At 32.3% G+C, this 1,599-nt stretch carries 3 protein-coding genes; 2 read left to right on the top strand and 1 reads right to left on the bottom strand.

Annotated features, from left to right (window positions below; all coding sequences use genetic code 11):
- Both Q0G30_RS14335 and Q0G30_RS14330 read left to right on the top strand, forming a co-directional pair.
- A partial coding sequence (locus Q0G30_RS14335) for a hypothetical protein (protein ID WP_294391463.1) occupies positions 1 to 568 on the top strand: 568 nt, incomplete at its 5' end.
- A gap of 12 nt (positions 569 to 580) precedes the next feature.
- Positions 581 to 970 (top strand): hypothetical protein, encoded by a 390-nt coding sequence (locus tag Q0G30_RS14330; RefSeq protein ID WP_294391459.1) that lies wholly within the window; start codon positions 581 to 583, stop codon positions 968 to 970.
- Positions 971 to 1,002: 32 nt separating this feature from the next.
- On the opposite strand, the gene Q0G30_RS14325 is transcribed toward Q0G30_RS14330, so the two are convergent.
- Positions 1,003 to 1,599 (bottom strand): restriction endonuclease (locus Q0G30_RS14325; RefSeq protein ID WP_294391457.1); only part of this gene is annotated, 597 nt, incomplete at its 5' end.

The raw sequence follows: 1,599 nt of genomic DNA, 5'->3' as shown, positions 1-1,599 counted from the left end.
GAATACGTCTATCATTGTAGATAATGTGACTTATTCATTTGTTATTAATGTTTTACCTTATTATGAAGGTCTTGGAGCAGTTTTGAAAGAAGCGGATACTTACAAAAATCAACGAGTTATTTCAATTGATTTCGGAAGCTTAAATACTGGTTATGTCACTCTTGATGGATTGAAGATCGTATCAACAAACGATAATGATGCAGGGACAATTGATTTTGGATGTTCTCGCTTATTAACGTCAGTTAATAAATTATTTAAAGATAATCAAGTCAAAGGTATTACGACCGAAGCACAGGTGTTAGAAGTTTTAGCAGGAAACAATTCGTTTGTAAAAAATGAAATTGTTGAATTAGGTCGTGAAAAAGTGTTAGACTATGTTGGGCAAATCTATGACGCATTGTTTGATTTAGAAGTTGGAGTTGATTCAACAAAGATTTTAGCAAGTGGTGGAGCAACAAAGCTTTATGAAGAACATTTTAACAAAGTCTTTAAAATGAAAAATGTCGTAGTTTCAAAAGAGAATAGCGAATTTGCAAATGCGGAAGGATCATTGAAATTATTAGCATAGTAGGTGACATACATGAGTAAAGACACGAAGAATCAAAAGGAAGCAAGAGAGGAACAATCGGAAACAAAAAAATATCGTCGTCAGAACATTTACTTCAATTCATCTAATGATGATCTTTATGATCATTTTTCAAAACAAACAGATAAAACATCTTATATTATGAAATTAAAAGATTTAGAACAATCTGAGTCTTCGGAGCAAAATTTGAACGATTTGAAATCTGATGTTCAAGATTTAAAATCAATGATGCAAGATGTTTTAAATAAATTAGATAATGTTTCAGTTGTTGAACGCAATGGAACGACTATTGCAACAAAGGAAACTGAAACCATCGATGAAGTCGAATATGAAAACCCAGGCTTGAAAATTAATTCTGAGTTTGGTGGATTACTTTTGGATTAAAAAAAAGAGACAAATTTTTGTCTCTTTTTTTATTAAACTAAAGCTTCTTGTTGATTTTGAATTGCCTCAGCTTTCTCAATCATTTCCAGTAACTCGACTGGTCCAATTAATCTGACACCGCTTTTCTTGGCTTCGGCAATGGCTTTTTGTGAAAATTTATTAGAATTAATCACGATTCCTCGCGCTCCATCAGGGTAACACGCTCCGACTATTTTTTGAATTATTGGCCTTCCAACGGTGGAATTTTTTCCGAATTTTTTACATTCAACGTAATAGAGCTGACCTTCTGCATCATGCATGATGACGTCTTTCCCGCCGTCGTCGCTTTTCTTAGTCGCTCGTGCATCTTTGTATCCTAAAATTCTAAACATAGAAGCAATATATTCCTCGAATGAATAAGGATTCATTTTCCTTAACTGTTCAAGTTTTAAAGCATTGAATTTTTTTAAGTTCAATGGTGTATGCTGATAATTGTTAAAATCAATAATCTTCTTATTTGAAAGAATGAAATCTTCTTTTTCGTGTTCATGTTTTTGATGATAATAGATTGCGAGTGAGAAAATCAGAATAACTACAGTTGCAGCAATCAAGTAAATATCTAATTGTGTCATGATTTTACTGATTGAACA

The organism is uncultured Clostridium sp. (assembly GCF_934754925.1).
Classification (GTDB): Bacteria; Bacillota; Clostridia; order Clostridiales; family Clostridiaceae; genus Clostridium.
This window is presented reverse-complemented; position numbering and strand designations above follow the sequence as displayed.